29 protein-coding genes are annotated in these 25859 nt (G+C 64.4%); 16 read left to right on the top strand and 13 right to left on the bottom strand.

What is annotated here, in order from left to right; translation table 11 throughout:
- The first annotated feature begins 33 nt into the window (after positions 1-33).
- Together OLW90_RS04060 and OLW90_RS04055 are read left to right on the top strand one after the other, a co-directional pair.
- Positions 34-1371: an AI-2E family transporter gene (locus tag OLW90_RS04060; RefSeq protein ID WP_319651480.1), complete on the top strand. Its 1338-nt coding sequence runs from the start codon at positions 34-36 to the stop codon at positions 1369-1371.
- A 20-nt stretch (positions 1372-1391) separates the two neighbouring features.
- Entirely contained in the window at positions 1392-2198 is an 807-nt protein-coding gene (locus tag OLW90_RS04055) for a DUF6542 domain-containing protein (RefSeq protein ID WP_319651819.1), read from the top strand.
- A 251-nt stretch (positions 2199-2449) separates the two neighbouring features.
- Here OLW90_RS04055 and OLW90_RS04050 read toward each other — a convergent pair whose 3' ends face one another.
- Positions 2450-3403 carry a 4-hydroxy-3-methylbut-2-enyl diphosphate reductase gene (locus tag OLW90_RS04050; RefSeq protein WP_413464538.1) on the bottom strand — a complete coding sequence of 318 codons (954 nt, stop codon included), beginning with the start codon at positions 3401-3403 and terminating at the stop codon, positions 2450-2452.
- 88 nt (positions 3404-3491) lie between these two features.
- Between OLW90_RS04050 and xseA the strand changes: the two genes are divergently transcribed.
- Together xseA and OLW90_RS04040 are read left to right on the top strand one after the other, a co-directional pair.
- Positions 3492-4733 (top strand): exodeoxyribonuclease VII large subunit, encoded by a 1242-nt coding sequence (xseA, locus tag OLW90_RS04045; RefSeq protein WP_319651479.1) that lies wholly within the window; start codon positions 3492-3494, stop codon positions 4731-4733.
- Positions 4734-4743: 10 nt separating this feature from the next.
- Entirely contained in the window at positions 4744-5058 is a 315-nt protein-coding gene (locus tag OLW90_RS04040) for an exodeoxyribonuclease VII small subunit (RefSeq protein ID WP_319651478.1), read from the top strand.
- Here the strand turns inward: OLW90_RS04040 and OLW90_RS04035 are convergent.
- Positions 4974-5603, bottom strand: a complete 630-nt coding sequence (locus OLW90_RS04035; RefSeq protein ID WP_319651477.1) for a DUF4245 domain-containing protein — start codon at positions 5601-5603, stop codon at positions 4974-4976. The two genes, OLW90_RS04040 and OLW90_RS04035, sit on opposite strands and share 85 nt — an antisense overlap.
- A gap of 199 nt (positions 5604-5802) precedes the next feature.
- Between OLW90_RS04035 and glpX the strand changes: the two genes are divergently transcribed.
- The gene (gene glpX, locus OLW90_RS04030; protein WP_319651476.1) at positions 5803-6834 is read left to right on the top strand and encodes a class II fructose-bisphosphatase; all 1032 of its coding nucleotides are present in this window, start codon (positions 5803-5805) and stop codon (positions 6832-6834) included.
- A gap of 111 nt (positions 6835-6945) precedes the next feature.
- Positions 6946-8346, top strand: coding sequence for a class II fumarate hydratase (locus OLW90_RS04025; protein WP_319651475.1), 1401 nt, complete (start codon positions 6946-6948; stop codon positions 8344-8346).
- Between the two features lie 81 nt (positions 8347-8427).
- On the opposite strand, the gene OLW90_RS04020 is transcribed toward OLW90_RS04025, so the two are convergent.
- Positions 8428-9855, bottom strand: coding sequence for an aldehyde dehydrogenase family protein (locus OLW90_RS04020; protein WP_319651474.1), 1428 nt, complete (start codon positions 9853-9855; stop codon positions 8428-8430).
- A 107-nt stretch (positions 9856-9962) separates the two neighbouring features.
- Here OLW90_RS04020 and OLW90_RS04015 point away from each other — a divergent pair, with 107 nt between their 5' ends.
- Genes OLW90_RS04015 through OLW90_RS04005 form a run of 3 tightly spaced genes read left to right on the top strand, consistent with a single transcriptional unit; the run spans position 9963 to position 12455 of the window.
- Entirely contained in the window at positions 9963-10586 is a 624-nt protein-coding gene (locus OLW90_RS04015) for a helix-turn-helix domain-containing protein (protein WP_319651473.1), read from the top strand.
- A complete protein-coding gene (locus OLW90_RS04010; protein WP_413464500.1) occupies positions 10586-12088 on the top strand; it encodes an MDR family MFS transporter in 1503 nt (500 codons plus the stop codon). Before OLW90_RS04015 ends, OLW90_RS04010 begins: the two co-directional genes overlap by 1 nt.
- Before the next feature lies 1 nt (position 12089).
- Positions 12090-12455, top strand: coding sequence for a hypothetical protein (locus OLW90_RS04005; RefSeq protein ID WP_319651471.1), 366 nt, complete (start codon positions 12090-12092; stop codon positions 12453-12455).
- A gap of 656 nt (positions 12456-13111) precedes the next feature.
- On the opposite strand, the gene OLW90_RS04000 is transcribed toward OLW90_RS04005, so the two are convergent.
- The 4 genes from OLW90_RS04000 to OLW90_RS03985 form a co-directional block, all read right to left on the bottom strand.
- On the bottom strand, positions 13112-13663 hold the full coding sequence (locus tag OLW90_RS04000) for a GNAT family N-acetyltransferase (RefSeq protein WP_319651470.1): 552 nt from the start codon (positions 13661-13663) through the stop codon (positions 13112-13114).
- A gap of 56 nt (positions 13664-13719) precedes the next feature.
- Positions 13720-15036: a PhoH family protein gene (locus OLW90_RS03995; RefSeq protein WP_319651469.1), complete on the bottom strand. Its 1317-nt coding sequence runs from the start codon at positions 15034-15036 to the stop codon at positions 13720-13722.
- A gap of 187 nt (positions 15037-15223) precedes the next feature.
- Positions 15224-15745: a hypothetical protein gene (locus OLW90_RS03990; protein ID WP_319651468.1), complete on the bottom strand. Its 522-nt coding sequence runs from the start codon at positions 15743-15745 to the stop codon at positions 15224-15226.
- Entirely contained in the window at positions 15742-16425 is a 684-nt protein-coding gene (locus OLW90_RS03985) for a LysR family transcriptional regulator substrate-binding protein (RefSeq protein WP_319651467.1), read from the bottom strand. The genes OLW90_RS03990 and OLW90_RS03985 overlap by 4 nt, the downstream gene beginning before the upstream one ends.
- 25 nt (positions 16426-16450) lie before the next feature.
- On the opposite strand from OLW90_RS03985, the gene OLW90_RS03980 reads away from it, so the two are divergent.
- Positions 16451-16858 carry a DUF5997 family protein gene (locus OLW90_RS03980; RefSeq protein ID WP_319651466.1) on the top strand — a complete coding sequence of 136 codons (408 nt, stop codon included), beginning with the start codon at positions 16451-16453 and terminating at the stop codon, positions 16856-16858.
- Positions 16859-17027: 169 nt separating this feature from the next.
- Here OLW90_RS03980 and glyA read toward each other — a convergent pair whose 3' ends face one another.
- Entirely contained in the window at positions 17028-18320 is a 1293-nt protein-coding gene (gene glyA / locus OLW90_RS03975) for a serine hydroxymethyltransferase (protein WP_319651465.1), read from the bottom strand.
- A gap of 107 nt (positions 18321-18427) precedes the next feature.
- Here glyA and coaA point away from each other — a divergent pair, with 107 nt between their 5' ends.
- The 3 genes from coaA to OLW90_RS03960 all read left to right on the top strand — a co-directional run bounded on the left by coaA (position 18428) and on the right by OLW90_RS03960 (position 20530).
- On the top strand, positions 18428-19372 hold the full coding sequence (gene coaA / locus OLW90_RS03970) for a type I pantothenate kinase (RefSeq protein WP_319651464.1): 945 nt from the start codon (positions 18428-18430) through the stop codon (positions 19370-19372).
- Between the two features lie 114 nt (positions 19373-19486).
- Positions 19487-19975 (top strand): helix-turn-helix domain-containing protein, encoded by a 489-nt coding sequence (locus tag OLW90_RS03965; RefSeq protein ID WP_319651463.1) that lies wholly within the window; start codon positions 19487-19489, stop codon positions 19973-19975.
- 6 nt (positions 19976-19981) lie between these two features.
- Entirely contained in the window at positions 19982-20530 is a 549-nt protein-coding gene (locus OLW90_RS03960) for a PIN domain-containing protein (protein ID WP_319651462.1), read from the top strand.
- A 23-nt stretch (positions 20531-20553) separates the two neighbouring features.
- Here the strand turns inward: OLW90_RS03960 and OLW90_RS03955 are convergent, their stop codons facing one another.
- The 4 genes from OLW90_RS03955 to mca are packed head-to-tail and all read right to left on the bottom strand — an operon-like array spanning position 20554 to position 23146.
- Positions 20554-21087, bottom strand: coding sequence for a flavodoxin domain-containing protein (locus OLW90_RS03955; RefSeq protein ID WP_319651461.1), 534 nt, complete (start codon positions 21085-21087; stop codon positions 20554-20556).
- An 11-nt stretch (positions 21088-21098) separates the two neighbouring features.
- Positions 21099-21872 (bottom strand): isoprenyl transferase, encoded by a 774-nt coding sequence (locus tag OLW90_RS03950; RefSeq protein WP_319651460.1) that lies wholly within the window; start codon positions 21870-21872, stop codon positions 21099-21101.
- 54 nt (positions 21873-21926) lie between these two features.
- Positions 21927-22223 carry a hypothetical protein gene (locus OLW90_RS03945; RefSeq protein WP_413464499.1) on the bottom strand — a complete coding sequence of 99 codons (297 nt, stop codon included), beginning with the start codon at positions 22221-22223 and terminating at the stop codon, positions 21927-21929.
- A gap of 44 nt (positions 22224-22267) precedes the next feature.
- Positions 22268-23146 (bottom strand): mycothiol conjugate amidase Mca, encoded by an 879-nt coding sequence (mca, locus tag OLW90_RS03940; RefSeq protein WP_319651816.1) that lies wholly within the window; start codon positions 23144-23146, stop codon positions 22268-22270.
- Positions 23147-23317: 171 nt separating this feature from the next.
- Between mca and OLW90_RS03935 the strand changes: the two genes are divergently transcribed.
- The 3 genes from OLW90_RS03935 to OLW90_RS03925 are packed head-to-tail and all read left to right on the top strand — an operon-like array spanning position 23318 to position 24823.
- Positions 23318-23758 (top strand): DUF4307 domain-containing protein, encoded by a 441-nt coding sequence (locus OLW90_RS03935; RefSeq protein ID WP_319651459.1) that lies wholly within the window; start codon positions 23318-23320, stop codon positions 23756-23758.
- A gap of 24 nt (positions 23759-23782) precedes the next feature.
- Positions 23783-24307 (top strand): transcription elongation factor GreA, encoded by a 525-nt coding sequence (greA, locus tag OLW90_RS03930; protein ID WP_319651458.1) that lies wholly within the window; start codon positions 23783-23785, stop codon positions 24305-24307.
- Between the two features lie 30 nt (positions 24308-24337).
- Positions 24338-24823: a hypothetical protein gene (locus OLW90_RS03925; protein ID WP_319651457.1), complete on the top strand. Its 486-nt coding sequence runs from the start codon at positions 24338-24340 to the stop codon at positions 24821-24823.
- A 96-nt stretch (positions 24824-24919) separates the two neighbouring features.
- On the opposite strand, the gene OLW90_RS03920 is transcribed toward OLW90_RS03925, so the two are convergent.
- On the bottom strand, positions 24920-25714 hold the full coding sequence (locus tag OLW90_RS03920; protein ID WP_319651456.1) for a Bax inhibitor-1/YccA family membrane protein: 795 nt from the start codon (positions 25712-25714) through the stop codon (positions 24920-24922).
- Positions 25715-25859 lie beyond the last annotated feature (145 nt).

Genomic DNA, 25859 nt, shown 5'->3' with positions numbered 1-25859 from the left:
CCCGTTCCACCCCCATCGGGCAAAATGGCTCCTGTGACGGATAAGGAAGCAGCAGACGTAGAGGCGCAAGAAACACCCACCGGGGTCTCGCGGCCCATCGCGGACTCGCCCTCGCCCGCCCCGGCCCCCTCGACAACCTCAGAGACCTCAGCAACCCCGGAAGATGGCCCCCAGGCCCCGCCCCCGGTGGATCGCTCCGTCGTCGTCAGCGATTCCCTGCGCACCACCGCCAGGCTGTGCCTGCGGGTGCTCATCATCGTGGCCACGGCCTTTGTGGGGTCGATCATTCTGCGAGAGTTCTGGCAGGGCATCCTCCCGGTGATCCTGGCGATCATCGTATGCACCGTCCTATCCGGCCCCACCAATTGGCTGCGTCGCCATCGCGTCCCCGCCGCCCTGGCGGCCTTGCTCACTTTGCTCTCCTTTTTCCTCCTCATCGGCGCGGTCTTTGTGTTCATCGCGCCGGACATTGTGCGCCAGTCCGGCGTGCTGTATCTCCAGGCCTTCGACGGCATCCAGCGCCTGCGCCTCTGGCTGGAGCAACCCCCACTCAACATCGGTTCCTCGGAGTTGGACGTGGTGATTAATGAGGCCGCCACCTGGCTCCAGGAGCAGGCCGGGGCGATCGCGGGCGGGATTCTCTCGGGTGTATCCACCGTGACGTCGATAGCCGTCACCCTGGGTGTGGTGCTGGTGCTCACCTTCTTCTTCCTCAAGGACGGCCACCGCTTCCTGCCCTGGGTGCGCGACGTCGCGGGCCAGCGTCAGGGGTGGCACGCCACGGAGGTGCTCACGCGTGCCTGGCGCACCCTCGGTGGCTTTATCCGGGCGCAGGCCTTGGTCTCTCTGGTGGACGCGATCTTCATCGGCCTGGGCCTCATCATCATCGGGGTACCGATGGCACTGGCCCTAGCCGTGATTACCTTCGTGGCGGGGTTCATTCCCATCATCGGTGCCTTTACCGCCGGCGCGCTGGCGGTGCTCATCGCGCTAGTCTCCCTGGGTGTGCCGCAGGCGCTGGCCACCTTGGTCGTGGTGGTGGCGGTGCAGCAGTTGGAGGGCAATATCCTCTCCCCCATCCTGCAATCGCGCGCGATGAATCTGCACCCGGTGATTATCCTGGTCTCCGTGACCATCGGCGGCAGCCTCTTCGGTATCGTCGGCGCGTTCCTCGCCGTGCCCGCCGCCGCCATGATCGCGGTGCTCTTCCGCTATCTTCAGGACGTCACCATGCTGCGCTCGGGCGAAAAATCGCTAAGCGACGTCCCCTTTGTCACCGAGGAGGGCATCGCCGTGGGCGAGATGAGCGTGGAGAGTGGCTTGGCGCTGCGTACCCAATACCACAGTTCTGATGATGTAACGGCGCGCTAGAATTGATCGACGTGTCTCATATGACCCATCAACCACGCAACGCCTCCGGCAATTTTGCCGCCGGGCTACCCACGTGGTCCGGCGTGTCTATCGTGCTGGTAGCGCTCCTCACGGGGCTGCTGCTGAGCATGATTAACCACACCATCGGCGCGCCGTACATCATTCTCTTTGTGGTGGCCAGCCTCGTGGTGGCTCTGTTCACGGAGGTACGCGGGCTATTTATCACCGTGGCCTCCATTCCGCTCTCCTTTGCGGCGATCACGGTGCTCACCGCTTGGTTCAACGGGCGCGCGCTCAGCCCCAATATCTCGGGGTTTTCCACCACCGCGCTGGTCACGGCCGTCTACCCGCTGCTGCAACTCTTCCCGGTGCTCTTCCTCGTCACCTCGGGCAGCGCGGCCATCGCCTTTCTGCGAATATCCTTGTTACGCCGCAAGGCCGCCGAGATGGAGAAAAAGGAGGCGGAATCTAGGCGACGCACCGCCAAGGCGGAGCAGCGCAATCAGGAGACAGTCAGCAGGCTCAATTCCACCTCCGCCTCCCGGCGTACCAGGTACAGCGCCACCACCAATCGCACGCCTCAGCGCCCGCCGCGCACGGCGGCGCCCCCGGAGGAACCCGCTGGTTCCCCCTGGCCCTCGGACCGCGCCCGGGTGTCCTCCCGGCCCCGCCCCTCCACAACTCAACATTCCCGGCAGCACTCCCACCGGCAACAACCGCATGGCCGCCATGAGGCCCGCCACGAACAGCGCCGCTCCCCGTATCCGGGCCAACCCCGGGAGGACTATCCCAACGCCCGGCGCACCCGCCCCCAGCGGGATCGCTAACAAAGCCCCACCCGGCACCAACCAAAGCCAGGGTGGGTATTTTTCTGCCCTACCGCGAACTTTTCCCTGCCACTGTGTGACGGGAGTGAATCACACCAGTCCCACAGCCAAAGGAAAGTACCCTTCCCCACCACTGTGTGACGCCTGGGCACCCCATCCGCCCCAAAAAACACCCAAAAAGCCCCGCCACCGCAGCACTCCAGGCCACAGCGGCAGGGCACTCCCCCGCCTCACCCCCCAAAAAACAGAACTTATGTCCGCGCCGGTCGCAGATCCCTCGGCAGGGCAAACGTAATCTTCTCGCTGGCGGTGGTGATCTCCTCCACGGAGGTGTACCCACGCTGCGCCAAGGACTCCACCACATCGCGCACCAGGATCTCCGGCACGGAGGCCCCGGAGGTCACGCCCACGGTATCTACCCCGTCAAACCAGGAGTCCTCGATCTGATTGGCGTAGTCGATCAGGTAGGCGGCCTCGGTGCCGTGTTGGAGGGCCACCTCCACCAGGCGCTTGGAGTTGGAGGAGTTCTGCGATCCCACCACGATCATCAGTTGGCAGCGCTGCGCGATGGCCTTGACGGCCACCTGCCGGTTCTGGGTGGCATAGCAAATATCGTCGCTGGGCGGGTCCTGGAGGTGCGGGAAGCGCTGGTGCAGTTTCTCGCGGATCTGCATGGTCTCGTCCACGGAGAGGGTGGTTTGGGAGAGCCAGATGAGTTTTTCCTCGTCCAGGAAGTCCGGCAGGGTGTCCACGCCGTCCAGCCCGTCCACCAAGTGCGTGACCTCGGGGGCCTCACCCGCGGTGCCCTCCACCTCCTCGTGGCCCTCGTGACCGATGAGCAGGATGTGGTAGCCGTCGCGGGCAAAGCGCTTGACCTCGTTGTGCACCTTGGTCACCAGGGGGCAGGTGGCGTCGAGAGTTTTCAGCTGCAAGCCCTTGGCCTCCCCGCGCACCTGGGGGCTCACGCCGTGGGCGGAAAATACCAGGTGGGAGTCCTCGGGGACCTCGTCGGTCTCCTCCACAAAGATGGCCCCGCGCTCGGAGAGGGTATCCACCACGTAGCGATTGTGCACGATCTCTTTGCGCACGTAGACGGGGGCACCGTACTTTTCTAAGGCCCGCTCCACCGTTTCCACGGCGCGATCCACGCCCGCGCAGTAGCCGCGCGGGGCGGCGAGCAGTACCTTTTTGTCTCCGTCTGTCATGGTCGCGGTCATGGTGACCACAGTATCCAAAGCCGGGTCTGCGGGCATAGACTGGGTGAACGTCCCCGTCCGCCACCATAAGGAACGCATGGCTAAAACCGTCACCACCGCCCAGGCCCCGTTGCCGGTGCGCGAGGTCAATGCAATGGTCAAGGGCTGGATCGAGCGCCTGGGCCATATCTGGGTGGAGGGGCAACTCACCCAGGTGAACATGAAGCCCACCTGGAAGCTCTCCTACCTCACCCTGCGCGATACCCAGGCGGAGGCCTCCGTCCAACTCACCTGCCCCACCTCCCTGCTGCGCGATGCCCCCTCCCCGCTCAAGGACGGCGATCGCGTGGTGGTCTACGGCAAGCCGGCCTTTTATGCCGGGCGCGGTTCCTTTTCCCTCTGGGCCACGGAGATCCGCCACGTGGGCGTGGGCGAGCTCCTCGCCCGCATCGAGCACCTGCGCCGCGCGCTGGCCGCCGAGGGGCTTTTCGACGCCTCCCGCAAACTCCCCCTCCCCTTCCTCCCCAACCGCGTGGGCCTGATTACCGGGCGCGGCTCCGCCGCGGAGCGCGACGTCCTCTCCGTGGCACGCGATCGCTGGCCCGAGGTGGACTTTCGGGTCATCAACACCGCCGTGCAGGGGGCGAACGCGGTACCGGAGATCATCGAGGCGCTGCACGCCCTGGACTCGGACCCCGAGGTGGACGTCATCATCATCGCGCGCGGCGGCGGCTCGGTGGAAGATCTGCTGCCCTTCTCCGAGGAAGCCTTGCAGCGCGCGGTAGCCGCCGCGCGCACCCCGGTGGTCTCCGCGATCGGGCACGAGCCGGATACCCCGGTGCTGGATAACGTGGCGGATCTGCGCGCCGCCACCCCCACGGACGCCGCCAAGCGAGTGGTGCCGGACGTGGCCGAGCAGCGCGCCCTGCTCGCGGAGTTGCGCGCGCGCTCGGCCGCCGCGCTGCGGGCCTGGGTGCGTCGGGAGCAAGAACGCCTCCACCAGGTGCGCTCGCGCCCGGTGCTGGCGGATCCCGCCACCCCCATTGAGCGGCGCCGCGAGGAAATCCAGCGGGCCTTAAGCACCATGCGGCGAGACGTCACCCACCTGCTAAGCACGGAGCAATCCCGGGTGGCGGCGCTGCGCGCGCAGGTCTCCGCGCTGGGGCCCTCGGCCACGCTGGCGCGCGGTTATGCTGTGGTGCAGGTTCTTCCCCGCGATGGCTCCGAGGCCCAGGTGGTCACCACCATCGAGCAATCGCCGCCCGGCAGCCAGTTGCGTATCCGCGTGGCCGATGGCTCGATCACCGCCGCCGGAATGTCCACCACCCCCGCGAACTAGGAGCAGGAAGATGAGCAACCCCGATACCTTTGGCAGCGGCCAGGCCGCTGAACTCCCCGAGGTGTCCTCCCTAAGCTACGAGCAGGCCCGCGATGAGTTGGTGGAAGTGGTCAAGATCCTCGAACTCGGGCAGATGGGGCTCGATGAGTCCTTGGCCTACTGGGAGCGCGGCGAGGCGCTGGCTGCCCGCTGCGAGGAACACCTCGCCCGGGCCTCGGCCAAGGTGGAGGAGGCGCTGGCTCAGCGCGGTTCCGTTTCTACTGCCGACGCCGCCCCCACAGGCCCTTCAGACCCCGCAGCCCCCGAGGCCGAGCGCAACGGCTGAGCCTTGGCCGTGACCTCGATCAGGGTGCGGAACTCCTCCTCGGTGGCCGCGCCGCTGATCAGCAGGCGCGCGTCACCCAGGTCGGCCACCCACAGGTCGCGCACCTCCCGATCCGGGGAGGTGTACACCTCGGTAGGTGTACCGGCGACGTCGATAGTTTGATCCCGATCGCGCACCTCGCCGTCGTAGCCGCGCACCGCCTCGGCCACGGGAAGATCGGTCTGGGTGAGTTGCAGGTACCCCTCCTTATCGGTGATGTATCCCACCGTCGGGGAGGGCTGCCCGCCCACGGCGGCGCGGCGCGCGGAGTTGGCCGTCCAGCCCTCCGGAACCTCCGGCAGGCGCACCGGATAGGAGGCACCGGCGGCCTCCATGTTCAAAAAGGCCGGGGCGTCCGCCGTGGGCACCGGGCCGTTTTCCGGGTTGCCGGGGTCAAAGGTGCACAGACCCGTGGCTCCCACCCCCACCACCATCATCACCACGATGGCGCCGAGGGAAAGAATCATGTCTCGGCTGTCCTGGAAGAGCCTTGGTTTTTCTGCCACGCGCCCCAGTATCGCACTAACCCCGCCGCGCGCCGAAACCCATCGCCCGCATCGCCGCGCGCCACCAGCCCCAAAAAGCGCAGGAAAAGTACGCGCCATTACCCTCATATGGGTGCAATATGTCCGGGTTCCGCCCCCATAGTGCAACAATGTAGGAGTTCCTTGGTAGTACATTGCCCCACAGGAGGCCGCAGTACAGATGAATGAAAGCCGTCCAGAAAACCAGAAGAACATCGAGGGGCCTGATCGCAACCTCGCCATGGAACTGGTCCGGGTGACCGAGGCGGCGGCGCTGGCCTCCGGCCGGTGGGTGGGCCGTGGCATGAAGAACGAGGGCGATGGCGCCGCCGTGGACGCCATGCGCGAACTCATCAACTCCGTGAACATGAACGGCGTGGTGGTCATCGGAGAGGGTGAAAAGGACGAGGCCCCCATGCTCTTCAACGGCGAGCACGTGGGTACCGGCTTTGGCGCGGAGGTGGACATCGCGGTGGACCCCGTGGACGGCACCACGCTCATGGCCGAGGGCCGCCCCAACGCCATCTCCGTGATCGCCGCCGCCGAGCGCGGCTCCATGTACGACCCCTCCGAGGTGTTCTACATGCGCAAGATCGCCGTGGGTCCCGAGGCAGCCGGGAAGATCGACATCGAGGCCCCCGTGGGCCACAACATCAACGCCGTGGCCAAGGCCAAGGGGCTTCACCCCTCCGAGGTCACCGTGGTGGTGCTGGATCGTCCCCGCCACACGGACCTCATCGCGGAGATTCGCCGCGCCGGGGCCAAGGTGCGCCTCATCTCCGATGGCGACGTGGCCGGTGCCGTGGCCGCCGCCCAGGACGACGTGGCCAACTCCGTGGACATCATGATGGGCACCGGCGGCACCCCCGAGGGGATCATCGCCGCCTGCGCCATGAAGTGCATGGGCGGGGAGATCCAGGGCATGCTGGCCCCGCGTAACGACGAGGAAAAGGGCCGTGCCATCGCCGCCGGGCATAAGCTCGGCCAGGTGCTGGGTACCAATGACCTGGTGCGCTCGGATAACTGCTACTTCGCCGCCACCGGCGTGACCAACGGTGACATGCTGCGCGGGGTGACCTACCGCAGCAACGGCGCCACCACCCGCTCCCTGGTCATGCGCTCCAAGTCCGGCACCCTGCGCTACATCGAGTCCCGGCACCAGCTCTCCAAGCTCCAGGAGTATTCCGCCGTGGACTACGCCTCCGGCCTCTGAGAACGGCCCCTCCAGGGGCTTTGAGGCGAGGATCACACCCACCCCGGTAGCGCTTATGCGCCATACTGGAATATGGACTAACGCACGCAAGAAGTAAAGGTGATAGCAAACATGACCGAATACCGCATTGAGTATGACACGATGGGCGAGGTCAAGGTACCCGTGGACGCCCTGTGGCGCGCCCAGACCCAGCGCGCCGTGGAGAACTTCCCCATCTCCGGTCGCGGCCTGGAGGCCGCCCAGATCCGCGCGATGGGCCTGCTCAAGGCCGCCTGCGCCCAGGTGAACAAGGATTCCGGGGCTCTCGACGCCGAGAAGGCCGATGCCATCATCGCCGCCGCCAAGGAGATCGCGGCGGGCAAGCACGACGATCAGTTCCCCATCGACGTGTTCCAGACCGGCTCCGGCACCTCCTCCAATATGAACACCAACGAGGTCATCGCCTCCCTGGCCAAGGCCGCCGGCGTGGAGGTTCACCCCAATGACCACGTGAACATGGGGCAGTCCTCCAACGACACTTTCCCCACCGCCACCCACGTGGCCTCCACCGAGGCCGCCGTGAAGGACCTCATTCCCGGCCTGAAGGTGCTGCGCGATTCCCTGGCCGCCAAGGCCGCCGAGTGGAAGTCCGTGGTCAAGTCCGGCCGCACGCACCTCATGGACGCGGTGCCCGTAACCCTGGGCCAGGAGTTCGGCGGCTACGCCCGCCAGATCGAGGCCGGGATCGAGCGCGTGGAGGCCACCCTGCCTCGCCTGGGCGAGCTGGCCATCGGCGGCACCGCCGCCGGAACCGGCATCAACACTTCCGCGGACTTTGGCGCCAAGGTCACCGAGGAACTGCGTTCCCTGACCGGCCTGGAGGACCTGAGCGAGGCCCGCGATCACTTTGAGGCCCAGGCTGCGCGCGACGCCCTGGTGGAGTACTCCGGGGCCATGCGTACCGTGGCCGTCTCCCTGTACAAGATCGCCAACGATATTCGCCTCATGGGCTCTGGCCCGCTGACCGGCCTGGCGGAGATCCGCCTGCCCGATCTTCAGCCGGGTTCCTCCATCATGCCGGGCAAGGTGAACCCGGTGCTGTGCGAGACGGCCACCCAGGTGTCCGCCCAGGTGATCGGCAATGACGCCGCCATTGCCTTCGGCGGCACCCAGGGCCAGTTTGAACTCAACGTGTTCATTCCAATGATGGCCCGCAACGTGCTGGAATCCTCCCGCCTGCTGGCCAACACCGCGCGAGTGTTTGCCGAGCGCCTGGTGGATGGCATCGAGCCGAACGAGGAGCGCATGAAGACGCTGGCGGAGTCCTCCCCCTCCATCGTCACCCCGCTGAACTCCGCGATCGGGTACGAGGCCGCCGCCAAGGTGGCCAAGCACGCCCTGGCCAAGGAGATCACCATCCGCGAGGCCGTGATCGACCTGGGCTTTGTGGACGGCGAGAACCTCACCGAGGAAGAGCTAGATAAGCGCCTGGACGTGCTGGCGATGGCCAACACGGACCGCGATAAGCGCTAAGAGCAAAACCAACGATCCCGGTTGCCTGGTCCCACATTGGGTCAGGCAACCGGGATCATTTTTATGCTTCCCTTGGAACCCCTATCCTCGCCGCTGCATAAACCTCACGGCCTTGATCACCGCGTTCGGCGTATTCGGGGAGATGAGTTTCACGGGATTAATCCACACCGGCAGCGATAGCACCGGCTTATCGTGGCTGAACGTCTCGATGGAATAGCGGCCGTGATACGCCCCCATGCCGGAGGGACCAATCCCGCCAAAGGGCAGGCTGCCCACGCCGACGTGCACCACAGCCCCGTTGTGCACGATCGCCCCAGAGGAGGTCTCCTGCTCAAAGAGTTCCTGCACGGCGGTATCGGAGCCAAATGTGTACAGGGCCAGGGGCTTATCCCAGGAGTTGATGATGTTCACGGCCTCGCGGGGAGTGTTCACCCCCACGATGGGCAGGATGGGGCCAAAGATTTCCTCGCTCAGCAGCGGCACGTCCGCCCCCTCGGAGAGCACCCTATTCCACCCGCTGGCGTCCACGATGGTGGGTTCTATCCGCAGTGCCTCGCGGTCATACCCGCCGCCGTGCAGGATCGGCGCCTGATCGAGCAATTCCACCAAGCGGTCAAAGCGCCGCTGGTGCACGATCCGGGCGTAGCGCTCGCTGCGCAGGGGTTGCTCGCCATAAAAGGAGCGGATCACCGCCGCAAGGTGCCGGGTGAACTCCGCGATGAGATGCGGGGGCATCATCACGTAATCCGGAGCCACGCAGGTTTGCCCGGCGTTGGTGTACTTGGCCCACACCAGGCGGTGCGCCGCGTCCTTGAGGTCTGCGCTCTCATCCACCCACACGGGTGATTTTCCGCCCAGTTCCAGGGTCACCGGGGTGAGGTGCTTGGCGGCAGCCTCCATCACGATGCGCCCCACCCGCCCGGAGCCGGTGAACACGATGTGGTCGAAGCGGTGCGTGAGCACCTCGGTGGACACTTCGATGGGGCCGGTGAGCACCTGCACGGTGCCATCGGAAAAGTACCGAGGTACCAGCCGGGCCAGCGCCGCCGCCGTGGCCTCGGATTCCGGGGCGGGCTTGAGCACGGCGGTGTTGCCTGCGGCCAGCGCGCCCACCAGGGGCATGAGGGTGAGCGTGAGGGGGTAGTTCCACGGGGAGATGATCAGAATGGTGCCCAGCGGCTCGCGCACCATGCGGGCACGCGCGGGGCGAAATACCAGGGGCAGGGGAAGCCGCTCCGGGCGCAGCCAACGCTTGAGGTTCCGCAGGGTGGCGGTGATCTCCCCGATGAGGGGATCAATCTCGTTAAGCGCGGACTCTCGTTCCGGTTTCCCGAGGTCCACCGCCAGTGCTCGCACCAGTTCCGCCCGGTTCTCGCTAAGCAGTTTTCTAAGCGCGATCAGGTGGGCGCGGCGCTGTTCCAGCGTGGCATTGACCCCGGAGTCAAAGGCTTCGCGCGCGGCGGTGACCACGGTGGCAACGCGGGGGGCGTCGATAGCGGGTGCGGACATATTCCCTCCTCGAATGTTTTGCTTCAAAACTAGGCTAGACCCCTGAGACGCAGGACACAACCAGAAAACTTTGCACTCAGTGTATGTTAGGAGTACATTCGCGTATCGTGCAGAAAGAATCCCCCTCCCTGCGGGAGGCAAAGCGCCGCGCCACCCTCCACGCCATCGAGGAGCACGCCACCCTGCTGGTGCTGGAGCGCGGCTACGAGTCCGTCACGGTGGAGGACATCTGCGCGGCCGCCGAGATCTCCCGCCGCACCTTTTTCAACTACGTGGAGTCCAAGGAGATCGCGGTATTCGGCCGCCCGGCGCGCCTGCCCCCGCCCGAGGCCCGGCAGCGCTTCCTCCACACCACGCACGCGGACCTGGTGGCGGCGGTCGTCGATACGCTTTTCGACGCCTTCGTGGCCGAGCACGACGGGCAACTGCTGCGACGTCGCAAGACTATACGCAAGGCGCATCCCGCACTGTCCCACACGCGTTTTGCCCAGTCCCACGAGATCCACCAGGCGGTGGTGGAAACGGTGGCGGCCTACTTAGAGAGCCACCCCCACCAACGCCGCCTCGACGCTCCCACCGCGCAGGAGGCGCACGCGGTGGTGACCCTGGCCGGTGCCGCCGTGCAATTGGGTATGCGCCAGTGGATGACCGGCACGGATAGCACCGTGGAAGCGCTGCGCGGCAGCATGCACCAGGCACTGAGAGATGTACGAGCAATAGAGAAGGAATGATGACCACCCAAGAAACACCGAATAAACAACGCCTACCCTGGATCATCGGCGCGCTCATGCTGGCCATGCTGATGAGCTCCTTAAGCCAGATGATCTTTTCCACCGCCCTGCCCACCATCGTGGGCGACCTGGGCGGGGTGAACCACATGACGTGGGTGATCACGGGCTTCCTGCTGGGCCAGACCATCGCCCTGCCCATCTTTGGCAAACTGGGCGATCAGATTGGCCGCAAAGGGCTTTTCCTCTTTGCCAACGCCCTCTTTGTTTTCGGCTCCCTGCTCGGCGGGCTCGCTCAGTCCATGAACGTGCTCATCGTGGCGCGCGTACTCCAGGGCATCGCCGGTGGTGGCATGATGATCCTCTCCCAGGCGATCACCGCGGAGGTCACCACCCCGCGCGAGCGCGGTAAGTACATGGGCGTGATGGGTTCCGTATTTGGTATTTCGGCCGTGCTCGGCCCCATCCTGGGCGGCTGGTTTACCGACGGCATGGGCTGGCGCTGGGGGCTGTTCCTCAACATTCCCCTCGGCCTGCTGGCCATCGTGGCCATCTTCTTCCTGCTCCAACTCCCACCCACGCCCAAGCAACTGCGCTTTGACTGGCTGGGTATGGTCACCATGTCCATCGCCACCGCCGCGTTGGTGCTCTTTGTCACCTGGGGTGGCAACGAATACGCCTGGGACTCCCCCGTAATCCTCACCCTCATCGCCACCGCCGTGGTGGTAGGCGCGCTGTTCATCTTCATCGAAACCCGCGCACACGATCCCCTGGTTCCCCTGAGCCTGTTCAAGAACCGCAACTTCGTACTCACCACCGTAGCGGGCTTCGGCATCGGCGTATTCATGTTCGGCTCACTGGCCTACCTCCCCACCTACCTCCAAATGGTGCACGGCATGTCCCCCACCCGCGCGGGCCTCATGCTGCTGTGCATGATGGCGGGCCTGATGGGCACCTCCATCGCGGTGGGCAACCTCGTATCCAAGTTCGGCCGCTACAAAGCCTTCCCCATCGCGGGCCTACTCATCGTGGCAGTAGCCATGACGCTGCTGTCCACCCTGGAGGCCGATACCTCCCTGGTCATCGTGGGCCTGTACATGTTCCTCTTCGGCTTCGGCATGGGCTGCTCCATGCAGATCCTGGTGCTCATCGTGCAAAACTCCTTCCCCGTGACGATGGTGGGCACGGTAACCGCCACCAATAACTTCTTCCGGCAGATCGGCGGCTCGGTGGGCTCGGCCCTGGTGGGCGGGCTCTTCGTGGGCAACCTCACCGCCCAATTGCAGCGCAACCTCCCCAGTGCTCAGAGCCTCGATAGCGATAGCACCGCGCACCTCACCCCCGGCGCGCTCTCCTCCCTCCCCGATCCCCTGCGCGAAGCCATCGAGGTCAGCTATAACGACGCCCTCACCCCCATCTTCCTGCTACTCATGCCCCTGGCCCTGCTGTGCTCGGTAGTGTTGATATGGGTCAAGGAAGATAAGTTAAAGGAGACGATTTCCTAGCATGGCTGCTACCCCCGCCGCACAACGAACATGGTGGCTCATCACCATCACCGGTGTGGGTGGCGCGGCTTGTTTCCTCGCCGCGCAGCAGGCCTCCGGCGGGTGGTGGATTGCGCTTAGCCTCGCGCTCACCACGGCGATCCTGCTTTATACCGCCGCCACCGCCCCACGCCCCTGGCCGTGGAGCAAACATGCAGCCGGGAACACACGAGGCGGGGTGCTCCCCTGCCTACTCCTGCTCGGCGGCGCGGCGACGGCCCTGGGCATAGAACTCGGTGTGATTCCGCTACCCGACCCGGTGGGCACCGTCTTAGGGATCGCGGCGTTTCTTGCAGTGTCACTGGCCACGTGGAACGGAGGTAGGTGAAAAAGTTGCACGAACAACCAGCGATTTTTCATATACCCTAACCACATAAGCGACTACAAGATACACGGAAAAACCATCACCAAGGAACAGATTCAAGCCTGAGCCGATGAAGCGGAGGTGGGATACGACCTAGATAAACTACCAAACTCTCAGCACAAGCAACCGCTTTCAAGAGACGGTTCAGGAACCGTCATTTCCGTTCGCTTGGATGACTCCACCCTCTCAGCTTTGATGGATAAAGCCGAAAGGAATATCTGCACGCTCAGAAGCCCGCCGAGAAGCAGTGCGGAAGTGGATTGGAAAACGCATTGCTCAAAATTCATCCATCCGCCCGGAAACATTATCACCGAGACCGAATCAATGACGAAGCAGTAATCTCCGCTGCTAAGAATGTATTTGATTCATGGGCACTTGATGATGAGAACGATCCGCGACGGTGGATGATAATCGGAATGGATCACTCAGGACGATTGCCAGAAAATCGTGGCATTAACTTTCGATTCTGGCGATCATCTCATCATCCACGCCATGAAGGCAGGCCGTAAATATATGGAAAGAATTATTTCTACTTAATTCACCATCCACCACACATAACCACAAAGAAAAGCGGGGCCGGTTCCCCTTAAAGATAGAAACCAACCCCGCCTTGGGCATTATTAGTTATCGGGCAAATCCTCCACCGCAATATCCGGCTTGGGCAGCAGTTTCTCCCACACGTCGGTATCGCGCCATTGCCCGGCCATCTCCCCGTAGGGCATCTTGGCCATGTGGTGATAGGTGCCCACCTTTTCAAAGCCGCGCGATTCGTGCAGCTTGGCCGAACCCTCGTTCTCCGGGAAGATCCAGGAGTGGATGGCCCACTTGCCCAGGTCCGCGCAGGCCTGCACCAGGTGATCCAGCAGGGCCCCGGCGATGCCCCGGCCCCGGGCCTCCGGGCCGATATAGATGGAGTCCTCCACCACTCCGCTAAATACCTGGCGGGAGGACACGGGCGAGGCCGATACCCAGCCAAGAACCTTGGCGTCATCGGACTCCTCCACCGCCACAAAGACGGTCTCCATGATCTTGGAGGTGCGGAACTTTTCCCAGGTAGGCGCCTTGCGCTCATAGGTGGCGTGCCCCGTGTCCAGGCCGTGTTCATAGATGGCCTGAACCTGCGGGAAGTCCCGTTCCTCGAACGCTCTAATCCTAAAGGACGCTTGTGACATGATGACGATTGTGACGCTTTCCACCGCCGCACGCAACCGAGGCCCGCGCGGGCCGGTTAGCGATCCTCCAATAGGTCCGTGACCAGCTCCGCGATGGCGGAGCGCTCCGAGCGGTGCAGGGTGATGTGGGCAAAAAGCTCGTGCCCCTTGAGCTTCTCGATCACCGCCTGCACGCCGTCGTGCCGCCCCACGCGGAGGTTATCGCGCTGGGCGACGTCGTGCGTGAGCACCACCCGCGAGCCGGAACCCAGGCGGGAGAGCACCGTGAGGAGCACGTTGCGTTCCAGGGACTGCGCCTCGTCCACGATCACAAAGGAATCGTGCAGACTGCGGCCGCGAATATGCGTGAGCGGCAGGACCTCAAGCAGGCCGCGCGCGTGAATCTCCTCCACCACGTTCTCCGAGACCAGCCCGGAGAGCGTGTCATACACCGCCTGCGCCCAGGGATTCATCTTCTCGTCCTCCGAGCCGGGCAGAAAGCCCAAGGATTGCCCGCCCACCGCATACAGCGGGCGGAACACCACGATCTTCTTGTGTTCGCGGCGCTCCAGCACCGCCTCCAGGCCCGCGCACAGCGCCAAGGCGGACTTTCCCGTGCCCGCGCGCCCGCCAAGGGAGACGATCCCCACCTCCGGGTCATTGAGCAGGTCAAGGGCCACCCGCTGCTCCGCGGATCGCCCGTGGAGCCCAAAGGCCTGTTGATCCCCCGGCACCAGCACCAGCCTGCCCACCGCCACCCGCGCCAGCGCGGACTGCGTGGCCGCCTGCAAGCGCAGGCCGCAGTGCAGCGGCAACTCCGGCACCGGGGTTCCCTCCTGTGTTTCCCCATCCGGCAGGGGCACCTCGCCGTGGACAAAGAGGGCGTCGATAAGCTCTCCTGGAACGTGCAGCGTGCCCATGCCGGAGTAGCCTGTGAGCACCACGTCCTGCGCGTGGTATTCGTCCGCGTCCAGGCCGATCGCCCCGGCCTTGACGCGCAGGGGAACGTCCTTGGTCACCAGAGTGACATCGTGGCCCTCCTGCTGGACGTTGAGCGCGCAGGCCAGGATTCGCTGATCCCCGCCCTCGCCGCGCAGGGCCAGCGGCAGCACGGATTGATCCTGGTGGTTGAGTTCCACCCGCAGCGTGCCGCCCTCCGCGTTGGCGGGCACCGGCTCATCCAGGCGGGCGTAGGTGCTGCGCAGTTCCTCCAGGTGCCGCAGGGCCTCGCGCGCGAACCAACCGAGCTCGGGGTGCTGGCGCTTGGCCTCTAGCTCCGAGATCACCGCCAGGGGCAGGATCACGTGGTGTTCCGCGAACTTGGTCAGGCAAAAGGGATCAGAAAGCAGCACCGAGGTATCAATCACGTAGGTGCGGACGGCACTTGTACACATAAGCGTTCCTCACGGGCGTTAATGGGACGGTTGAGCCACCGCACGCAAAAAGCCCCCGTATCCAACGGGGGCTTGATGAGAGCGTGAGGTGAGCACACCGCCGAGGCTAAGACCAGAAGATGGATAGCAGTTGAACGCGGGGTGAACTTTTGCTTATCGACGCCGCCTATCGCACGCCACCCCGGCCCTACGATTGCACCTCCGCCTGGTATTGATCCTCCTCATCGCGCGCCCAGGAGATCCGGCCGCGCTCAAAGTCCTGCGCCCAACCGCGATCCTCCGGCAGCGTCTCCTCCGCCGCCACCGGCAACCCCACCGGCGCGTTGAGTCCCCCCTCGCCCATCCAGATTCCCGCGAGTTTGCCGCGCACCTCCTGCACCCCCGTCTCCGGGGAATACACCAGGGAGGTGCCGTTGCTGAGTTCCACCAGGTAGCGCTGCTTCTCGGCGGTGGTCACCGCCAGCACTTCTGCGCCGTCCTCCTCCGCCTTGTCCACCTCGCGGGCCACCTCGGCGGGCAGGTCCTCGCCCTCGGACGCCTCAGGTACCCCAGATGTCTCTGTGGTGCTGCTCGTGGTTTCGGTGGTGCTGGTGGCAACCTCACTCGCTTTCCCCGCCACGTTTTCCGTGGGGGTGCACGCGCTCAGCGCGCCGGCACCCAGGAACCCCAGCAGCGCCGTTGCCGCCACGGTCATCGTGGTTTTATTCATCGCTTCCTCCTGCGCTGACTCGCGCGCTTACCCTGGTTTTTCCCGGTGGGTTGCTTCTGCTGTGCTCTTCTATCCTGCTTGGCCTTGGCCTTTTCCCTGGCGCTGCGCTTGGGGGCCGCCTGGCGGGAGGAATTAACGGTGCGCCCGCGCGCGATCCCCACAAAGTCCTGGATCGCGTCACCGTCTCGCTCCTTGTGCCACACCAAGGCGATCTGCGTCTGCGGCACGGAATCGTCCCGCAGTTCCAGGGGCACCACCTGCTTGCGGCTGAGGATCTTCAACAGCGGGCGCGGGGCTATCACCACACCCACGTTCGCGGCCACCACCTGAAGCGCCGTGCGCACCGCCGCCACATCTACCTCCCCAGAGGGGGGAATCCGGTAATTCACCATCTCCCCCTCCAGGTCGGCGGCCGGAACCGCTTGCCCCACCTCCGCAAAGATGCTGTCCTTGGGCACCGCCACCCCGCGCGCCTCCTCGTAGAGCAATACCCGGTGGTGGTGATCGCTCACCCGCGCATCGGGCAGACGCACCAGGGCAAGGTCCACCTCGCCCGATTCCAGCAGGGACAGCGGATCATCGCTATCTCGGGGATCCAATCCCCCGTGCCGGGTGCGCTGCGCAAAGCGGTCAAACCACTTTCCCGGTTCCGTGCCGGTGACAAAAGCAAGGCGCAACATGCCGGTAATGCTACCGTGAAACACCATGAGCGAATCTCATCAGGATCAGCGCACCGCCTCCGGCCGCACCCCCTCCGGCACCGCCATGAAGGCCCAGACGGCGGCGAAAAAGCTCGGTATTTACCTCCCGGCGGCCCCGGAGGACTTCCAGAACACCGCCATTACCCACGCGCAGTTGCGTGAATTACAAAATAACCCGCCCGAGTGGCTGGCGGAATTGCGCCGCACCGGCCCGCACCCGCGCCCGGTGGTGGCCCAAAAACTGGGCATTACCATCGCGGCCCTCAAGCGGCACGACCTGGATAAGCCGCTGACCACGCAGGAAATCAAGGATCTCCTGGCCAACCAGCCGGAGTGGTTGGGCCGAGAGCGCACCGCCCTGGCCGAGGGGCGCGCCACGGAGGAATCTGGGGACGCCGAGGACGCCTCCTAGGGCGGGCCTGAGCATGCAAAAGAGCCCCCGTTCCTGTTATGGAGCGGGGGCTCCGCCGTACCTTAGTATGCCTTAGCTTGTTGCGCTATCGGCTGGCTTGCGCGCGGCTCCACCTCCCCGCCTAGTGAGGGCGGTGGGGCGGTGAAGTGGGGTGCGCGGCCCAAGCGGCTTAGGCCAACATCTTCCAATCCTCAATGCCCTCGTAGAGCGGGTAGTGATCGGCAATCTTGCCCACGCGGGCGCGCAGCGCCTCCACGTCGGCGTTCTGGCCCGCAGCCAGGGCGGTACCGATGATGTCCGCCACCTCCTCGAAGGCGGCCGCGTCCAGCCCACGGGTGGCCAGCGCGGAGGTGCCAATGCGCAGGCCCGAGGACACTGCCGGCGGGCGCGGATCGAAGGGCACGGCATTGCGGTTCACGGTGATCCCCACCTGGTGCAGCAGGTCCTCCGCCTGCTGTCCGTCCAGGTTGGAGTTGCGCAGATCCGCCAGCACCAGGTGGACGTCGGTACCGCCGGTGAGCACGTCCACCCCGGCCTCGCGGCAATCGGCGGCGGTGAGGCGCTCGGCCACCAGGCGCGCGCCCTCCAGGGTGCGGGCCTGACGATCCTTGAACTCCTCGGTTCCGGCGATCTTCAACGCCGTGGCCTTGGCCGCCACCACATGCATGAGCGGGCCACCCTGCTGGCCGGGGAACACCGCGGAGTTGAGCTTCTTGGCCCACTCCTGCTTGGCCAAAATCAGGCCAGAGCGCGGACCACCCAGGGTCTTGTGTACCGTGCTGGAAACGATGTCCGAGTGCGGCACCGGGGAGGGGTGCAAGCCCGCCGCCACCAGGCCGGCAAAGTGCGCCATGTCCGTCCACAGCACGGCCCCCACCTCGTCTGCAATCGAGCGGAACGCCGCGAAGTCGATGGTGCGCGGATACGCGGACCACCCGGCGATGAGCACCTTGGGGCGGTGTTCCAGGGCCAACTCGCGCACGCGATCCATGTCAATGCGCATGGTCTCCGGGTCCACCTCGTAGGCCACCACGTCATAGAGCCGCCCGGAGAAGTTGATCTTCATGCCGTGGGTGAGGTGCCCGCCGTGGGCCAGGGAAAGGCCCATGATCTTATCGCCGGGGCGGGCTGCCGCGTGCAGCACGGCGGCGTTGGCCTGCGCGCCGGAGTGCGGCTGCACGTTGGCGTACTCGGCACCAAAAAGGGCGGTGGCGCGATCGCGCGCCAGGTCCTCGATCACGTCCACGTGCTCACAGCCACCGTAATAGCGGCGGCCCGGGTACCCCTCGGCGTACTTATTGGTGAGCACCGAGCCCTGGGCCTCCAAAACCGCGCGCGGCACAAAGTTCTCCGAGGCGATCATTTCCAGGGTGCTGCGCTGACGGTTCAACTCTCCCGAGATCGCCGCCGCGACCTCGGGGTCCACCTCGGCCAGGGGGGTTGTGCGCACGTCCTTGCTCATCGCGGCCTGAGCCACCTTTCCTTATTGAAAAAATCTTCCCCTGAAAGTGTAGCGGTATCCCGGCCCATTGCTCACCTCATTTATGCGCGCAGGGCACAATGGTGGGCATGTCGCGTGCCACCGTCGCCAGCCCCTACCTCGACTTTGATCGCACCCAGTGGGGCCAACTGCGCCAATCCATGCCACTGGTGCTCACGGAGGAAGAGGTGGTGCAACTGCGCGGTATCGGTGAAAACATCGACCTCGCGGAGGTGGCGGAGGTATATCTGCCGCTCAGCCGCCTCATTCATCTTCAAGTGGCCGCGCGCCAGAAGCTTAGCGACGCCACCGAGACCTTCCTCGACGGCACGCAGCGCTCCCCCAACCCGCACGAGCACCCGCCGTTTATCATCGGCCTGGCCGGCTCCGTGGCCGTGGGCAAGTCCACCACCGCCCGCGTACTCCAAGTGCTCTTGCAGCGCTGGGAATCCCACCCCAAGGTCGATCTGGTCACCACCGACGGCTTCCTCTACCCCGCCGCCGACCTACGCAAGCGCCGCATGATGAACCGCAAGGGCTTCCCCGAGTCCTACGACCGCCGCGCCCTGCTCCGCTTTGTCACCGAGGTCAAATCCGGCGTGCCGGAAGCCCAGGCCCCCGTGTACTCCCACCACCTCTACGACCGGGTGCCCGGCGAGCACTACGTGGTGCGCCGCCCGGACATTTTGATCCTGGAGGGCCTCAACGTGCTTCAAACCGGCCCCACCCTCATGGTCTCCGACCTCTTCGACTTCTCCGTGTACGTGGACGCGCGCACCTCCGTGATCGAGCAGTGGTACATCGACCGCTTCCTCACCATGCGCGAGGGGGCCTTCCGCAAACCGGGCGCGCACTTCCGGCACTTCGCGGAGCTTGACGACGCCGCCGCCACCCACGCCGCCCGCGAAATCTGGCAGTCCATCAACCTGCCCAACTTGGTGGAAAATATCCTGCCCACCCGCGTGCGCGCCTCCCTGGTACTCACCAAGGACAGCGATCACCGCGTGCAGAGGGTGCGGTTGCGGAAGATTTAGGGCCATAACGGGGAGACATCAAAAGCTCGTCTTTTCTTCCACTTTCTTCTGATAGAGAGACCTAGCGAAAGTACCGCTCGACAAAAACCCGCACGCCTTGCGATAATTTCACTTATGAGCACCGCCGTCCGTCACTCCTCCATCGAAACCACCCTCCCCAACGAAGCCGAATCCGCCCAGATACTCGACCTAGTGAAGGCCTTGGAGGATCGCGGTGAGACGATCGAAGCCCAACCCGCCATCATCACTGCGGACGGAACCCGCCACGACATTCCCGGTGACCTCTCCCGTATTCTCCTCTCCGCCGCCAAAACTCTCGCCAATGGCCAAGGGGTGACCATCGTTGCCCGGCACCGCCTGCTTACCACCCAAGAGGCAGCGGACATGCTCAATATATCCCGCCCCACGCTCATCAAAATCCTTGACGAGGGAGCAATCCCCTTTGAGATGCGGGGAAGCCACCGGAGAATCCGGCTGCAACACGTCATCAACTATCAGGAAGCCCTACAGACACGCCGTGCTGAGGCCCTGGATCGTATGCAGAGCCAAGGCCAGGCCGATGGCATTTACGACATCCTCGACACCACAGTAGACGAGGACTGAACCTGAATGTTCACCGTGGTTCTGGATTCCTGCGTGATCCTCCCTGCCACCCTTAACGACTCCATCCTCAGGCTTGCCGAGGCTAGATGCTTCGGCGTCCGCTGGTCCACTGACATCATGGAAGAGGTCAGGCGCAACATGATCGGGAAGTTCAACCTACCCCCAGACACAGCCGACAAACGCATTGGAGCCATGCGGGAAGCATTCCCCTTCGCAGACATCAAGGGATACGAGAATCTCATCCCTGTGATGAGCAATGACTCCAAGGATCGCCATGTTCTCGCTGCCGCCGTGCGTTCTGACGCACACACCATAGTCACCAACAACCTCAAGGACTTCCCACCGGAGAGCCTGGATCCGTGGGGGATTGAAGCCGTCCACCCAGACCAGTTCCTGTTAAGCCAGTTGGATCTCAGTCCCCGGAAAGTACTGGATACCCTCAAGAACCAGGTAGACGACAATAAATACCCTCCCAAGTCAGCCGATGAGCTGTTTGCGTCGCTACGCAGGTGCGGGGTACCTGACTTCGCCGACGAGCTGAGTCGTCACTGGTAAACTTCACTGCTCCTCAACCGCGGCTAACAGATAGCAGCCCCCGCCTCTCGCGCCCACTCCACCAGAGGCTCAAGTTCGCCGAGGTCCACCCGATCCACGTCTTTGTTATACGCCTGGATCATCGCGCGCTCGTTCTCCGATTTTCCCGGCTTGAGTCGCAGCGCCGCCACGATGCCACGCATGATCTGGCGGTGCGCGGTGGATATGCGGGAATAATACAGCGCACCGGGGAGGTAAAAGCGCTGAGTGCGCTCCGCCTTGGCCCCGAGGATTCCGGCCATCTGATCCTTACGGCGGGCCTCCCCCACCAGGGTCATACCCACGGCCGCGCAGGCCACGGGGCGCTCCCCGAGGTCGTGGCGGGCCACGTAGGACGCCGCCGCGATACTGGGGCCGAACACCGGAGAAAGCACGATGAGCGGGGTGTTTTCCTGCGGGCTAGGCTCAGTTTCCGGGATTCTCTGGGCGGTGGTGCCCAGTCGCTCCGCCAGGGCCTCGGCGTAGCGGCGGGTGGCACCGTAGGTGGATTCGTAGAGTACCTGTGCCTGCGGTATCACGGCGAGAAAACCTACTTTCCAAATCGGCGGGTGCGCTTGGAGTATTCGCGCAGGGCCCGCAGAAAATCAATGCGGCGAAAGGCCGGCCAGTACGTATCGGTAAACCAAATCTCCGAGTACGCGGCCTGCCATAGCAAAAAGCCAGAAAGCCGCTGTTCCCCGGAGGTGCGGATCACCAGGTCCGGGTCCGGTTGCCCGGAGGTATAGAGGTGCCGGGAGATGGAGTTCACGGTGACCTTGTCCGCGATCTGTTCCGCCGGGGTTCCCGCTGCCACCTCGTGTTCCACCAGGTCCCGCACGGCGTCCACGATCTCTTGGCGGCCCCCGTATCCCACCGCCACGTTCACGGACACCCCGGTGTGGTCCCGGGTGGTTTCCACCGCGTGAGAAATACGCTGGGCAACCTCGGCTGGTAGTAGGTCAAGGTGCCCCACCAGGCGCACGCGGCAATTATTATCCGGCTGCGCTAATTCATCCACCACGTCCGCGATGATGTCCAGAAGCATTCCCAGCTCCTCCGGGCTGCGGCGCAGGTTCTCCGTGGAAAGCAAATACACGGTGACCAGTTCCACCTTGGTATCGCGGCACCAGCGCACCATTTCCCCGATCTTGCGCGCCCCCACGCGGTGCCCGTGGCTGACGTCCTCAAAGCCCGCCTCCCGCGCCCAGCGTCGGTTGCCGTCGCACATCACGGCCACGTGGCGGGGCTGCGGCAGTCCCTTGAGTTCCAGGCGTAGCCGCGCCTCGTAGAGCGGGTAAAGCAGGCGACTCGAAAGGACATTCACTCGCACCAGTGTACCCCTCTTCCCTCCCCCGGAGCGCGGTGGTCACGGCCGTGGTTAGAGCCAGTATTTCTTCTTGCGATCCAGTACCCCGGCCTCGGCCATGGCCTTGTCCAGGGTCTCCTCATCAAAGGGGTCGATGCCGTGCGATTCCGCAAACATACGGCGGCGATTCATGCGGCTAAAGCGACGGTGAAAGGCCCAGCCGATGTAGAGCACGGCCACAAAAAGCACCACCAGCACCAGCAGGCCGATGGGCGAGGCCTTACCAAAGTCCGCACCCAGGGGGCCGTTGCCGTCCTGAGCCAGCGTTATCACGGCGGCGGCGTGAGCAGAAAGATCAGACACCATCATCACGCCCCACAGTCTATTGCCCGTCTCGCCCTAGTCCAAGCCTGTTATTCCGCAATGCCCGCAAAGAGATCGTTCTCCGGCAGAGTACTAGATACCCTGGTGGCTGCCAGTTCAAACTCCTCGGTGGGCCACAAGTCGGCCTGATCCTCGGCGTTGGTGATGAGGAACCCACCCTCCGGGTCGATTTGGGTGGCGTGGGCGCGCAGGGCGGCGTCGCGAGCCTCAAAGTAGTCCGCGCAGGGCACCTGCGTGGTCACCCTGGCCATGATGTCCACCTTGTTCTCCTCCATCATGGCCAGCATCTCCGCGTAGGGGCTTTCCAACTCGCGCTGCACCAACAGATCGTGGAAAGCCTTGATCCGCTCGTACACAAAGCCGTGCGTGTAATAGAGCTTGAGCGGCTCCCAGGGTTGCTGCTCCTGCCCGTCGATGGTGGTACGGAACTCCGCGTCGCCCGCCTTATCCCAGGCGATCATGGAGGCCTCGTGCACCTTGAGGTGATCCGGGTGCGGGTAACCACCGTTTTCGTCGTACGTAATAATCACGTGCGGGCGGAACTCCCGGATAATCTCCACTAATTCAGCGGCAATATCCTCGCCGCGCTCTAAGCCAAAGGAGCCCTCCGGCAGCGGGGGCAGCGGATCGCCCTCGGGCAGGCCGGAATCCACGTGCCCCAACCAACGGTGTTCCACACCTAAGACCCGGGCGGCCTCCGCCATCTCCTCCCGGCGCACCTCATGAATCCGCTCCCGGATTCCGGGGCGGTCCATCGCGGGGTTCAAAATATCGCCGCGCTCGCCGCCCGTGCAGGTCACCACCATCACGCGGTGGCCCTCGGCGGCGTACTTAGCCATCGTGGCCGCCCCCTTGGAGGCCTCATCGTCGGGGTGGGCGTGGATAGCCAAAAGGCGCAGTCCGCTCACGGTGTTCACTTTCCTCTCTCATTGATTTTTCATCGGCGTGCCCGCAGTTCAGTTGATACATCAGGGGTATCGGCCCCCTATAATAGGCCCCTCGATTGCCTTAGCACCCATATAAATCGGCTAGTCTAGATGGGACTGTCCGCACACGTTTTGCACTGGTGGTGGGAAACTATGGCCTCACAGCCTTTTGAGCGTCCGCAATCCCGGTACGGTGCCGCGCGCCCCGCTCAGGGTTCCGGCGGCATCAGCGGGAAGATCGTCGCCATCGTGATGGTGGCGCTGCTCATCGCGCTCGTCATCGTGGTGGCACGTTTCCTGGCCACGCGCGACGACGCCACCGTCAAGGCCTCCATGAGCAACTTCGAGCGGGTGGATGATTCCACCATGCACCTGGATATTGACGTCACGCGCAACCAGCCCGATGTGCCCAGTTACTGCATTGTCACCGCGATGAATTATGACAAGGCCGAGGTGGGCCGCCGGGAGGTTCTGATCCCGGCCGGTGGGCCGGAGACGCAGCGCATGGCCGTGGAGATTCCCACGCGCGATCGCGCCGTTTCCGGCAGCGTCTACGGCTGCTCCACCCAGATTCCCGCCTACATGGATCTTTAAACTTTAAGCGAAAGGACGCACCTCATGGCAGAAGAGCAAAAGCAATACATCACCCCGGAAACCAAGGCCAAGCTGGAGTCCGAGCTGCAAGCCCTCATCGACCACCGCCCGGTGGTGGCCGCCGAGATCAACGAGCGCCGAGAGGAGGGTGACCTCAAGGAGAACGCCGGCTACGACGCCGCCCGCGAGATGCAGGATCAGGAAGAAGCCCGCATCAAGCAGATCTCCGAGATCCTGGCCAACTCCACCACGGAACGATCCAGCATGATCGAGGGCGTGGCCCACGTGGGTTCCGTGGTGCACGTGTACTACAACGGCGATGAGAACGATAAGGAGACCTTCCTCATCGGTACCCGCGCCGCGGCCTCCGATAACAAGGACCTGGAGACCTACTCCGAGCAGTCCCCGCTGGGTGCGGCCATCGTGGGCGCCCAGGAGGGCGAGACCCGCGAGTACACCGCCCCCAACGGAAACACCCTGACCGTGACCATCGTCTCCGCGGCTCCTTATGACTCCGATAAGGCCGCCACTCCCCGCTCCGCCCAGTAAACGTTCTTTCCCCGAGAGGACTTTCCAGCCATGACTTTCTCCCGTTCCACCGCCCTCGCGGCCGCCCTGGCCGCCTCCGCCCTGGCGATCAGCGCGTGCAGCCCGCCCAATCAGCAGGACTCCGAGGCCAAGGTACCCACGGCCACGAGTTTCTCCGCTGCGGCTCCCCAGCAGGCGGCCTCCGCCTCCGCCCCGGCCACCACGGCCTCGCACGCCGCGCCCTCCACCAGCGCCTCCCCTTCGGAGGCGCGCGCCAACGCCACGCAGTTCATCGACTGCACCCAGACCCCCACCGTGGAGCCCAGCCAGGTGCAGCTCAACTGCTTTGGCACCAACCAGATCACCGCCCTGGAATGGGAGTGGGAGGATGATTCCGCCACCGGCCGTGGAATCCAGATCAACCCGAACGGCTCCACCGAGGACGCCACCCTGGAACTCAGCGAGCCCGTCTCCATGGATGGTGCCCAGGTGTTCTCCCAGGTACGCCTGAACGGGCAGCCGCTAGCCGCCTCCTAGCATCTTCCCGGCGCACCGGAGCCCACAAGAAACAAGAAAAGCGCTGCTCCTCCAACTCAAGGAGGGCAGCGCTTTAACCGTACTGCGAGAAACCGATTAATCGTTGCGCAGGTAGCTGAGCAGGCGCAGGATCTCGGTGTAGAGCCACACCAGGGTCACGGCCAGGCCCAGGGCCACGCCCCAGGCGTTCTTGGCCGGGGCACCCGCGCGGATCAGGCGATCGGCCTGGTCAAAGTCCTGGAGGAAGGACAGCGCCGCGAGGACGATGCACACCAGGGAGAACACGATGGCCAGCGGGCCGCCGTCGCGCAGCGGGTTGAAGTCAAAGATCAGGGCGGTGAGCAGGTTACCCAGGGCCAGCACCGCGATGCCCACGATCACGCCGGTGACGATGCGGTTGAACTTGGGCGTGACCTTCACCGCGCCGGTGCGGTAGACCACCAGCATGCCGATGAACACGCCCACGGTACCCAGGATCGCCTGGCCGATGATCGCCATGTCCGCGTTTGCGGAGCCCGTCGCCCCGGCGGCGAAGCCGGTGTTGGCGAAGAGGAAGGAGAACCCACCCACGAAGAGCCCCTCAAAGGCGGCGTAGATGAGGGTGATCGCGGCGGAGCCGAAGCTCTTGCTAAAGGCGGAGACCAGCACGGTGATGAAGCCGCCGATGGCACCCACTCCGGTGAGCAGGATCGCCAGGCTCGGGTTGCTCATGCCGATGGTGAAGTTCACCACGGCCAGGGCGATGATAATGGCGAGCGTGATGCCGGTCTTGGACACCACGTCGTCGATAGTCATGGGGCGCTCAGCGCTGGCCTGCTGATAGCCGCCCTCGCGCAGTTCGTGCTCGGTGGATTCGGTGAGATTACTAAATACCGGGTTGCTGCTTCTCATAGCGGTTCCCCAGTCCTTTCCTTAGCTTGAAGCATGTCACTGTCTTGAACGCCACGCACACCTTAAAAGTTCCCGGACCGCCGTTTTGCCTGCTGAGGTCACCCAAACTAACATGAGTTCAACGACTTGAACTTTGAAGAAAATT

This window comes from Corynebacterium sp. 21KM1197, assembly GCF_033783015.1.
Taxonomy (GTDB): Bacteria; Actinomycetota; Actinomycetes; order Mycobacteriales; family Mycobacteriaceae; genus Corynebacterium.
Note: the sequence above shows the minus strand (reverse complement) of the source record. Positions and strands in the feature narration are given on the sequence as shown.